At 44.7% G+C, this 423-nt stretch carries 1 protein-coding gene; it reads right to left on the bottom strand.

The features are described from left to right. Positions 1 to 143 precede the first annotated feature (143 nt). Positions 144 to 423: DUF2730 family protein (locus J7R13_RS09060; RefSeq protein WP_208438328.1), on the bottom strand; the 280-nt coding region annotated here is incomplete at its 5' end.

Genomic DNA, 423 nt, shown 5'->3' with positions numbered 1-423 from the left:
AAAATCGCGATCGCGCCTGATGCCATAACTGTATAAAAGCCGCTCAATCATCGCACTCGATAAGGTTTCGCTGCGCTCACAAGCAAGCCCTTTTAAAATAATCAATCGCGCTTCTTCACGGATGATTTTATCCATATCTGCTTTCATTTTTTGGCATTCTCCAGTAAAAACTCTTGCAAGCGCTCACCAATTGCCGCCACCGGTTGCAACTGCGCAGAAAGTGTATTGAGGCGACCATTCAATTTCTCCATATTCACTTCCAACCTTTGCAGCGCATCGCGATCAGGCAAAAAGTCCATCTCCGTTTCTAACTTTTGCACACGCTCTTTAAGCACTATCATGTCTTTCAGCATTTCCCTCGCGCCAGAGGAAAAATAGGCTCTCAAAACCCCACAAATCGCAACAATCGATAACAATAAAGAC

The organism is Bartonella taylorii 8TBB, from assembly GCF_902825155.1.
Lineage (GTDB): Bacteria > Pseudomonadota > Alphaproteobacteria > Rhizobiales > Rhizobiaceae > Bartonella > Bartonella taylorii_A.
Note: the sequence above shows the minus strand (reverse complement) of the source record. Positions and strands in the feature narration are given on the sequence as shown.